Below are 212 nucleotides of genomic sequence, written 5' to 3' on the forward strand. Positions count from 1 at the left end.
TACAACTCGCCTGTGCTCTCGGTCCCGTAGACGAACCCCTCGCCGTCGTAGCGAGCGTACCAGGTGTGCTCGCTGTCGGACATGCCGCGATACGAGGGTTCGTGCGCGTAGAGGTACAGATCCTCGCCAGCCGTCTCGAGCACGTCAAGCCACGCGTCGGGCGAGAGGTCGGGCGTCTTGAGCGCGAGGATATCCGACTCGTCGAGCGCGTC

1 pseudogene is annotated in these 212 nt (G+C 65.1%); it reads right to left on the minus strand.

Annotated elements, in window-relative coordinates:
* A pseudogene (locus C481_RS20280) lies at nt 1-212 on the minus strand (hypothetical protein); the annotation flags it as partial.

Source organism: Natrialba asiatica DSM 12278, assembly GCF_000337555.1.
Classification (GTDB): domain Archaea; phylum Halobacteriota; class Halobacteria; order Halobacteriales; family Natrialbaceae; genus Natrialba; species Natrialba asiatica.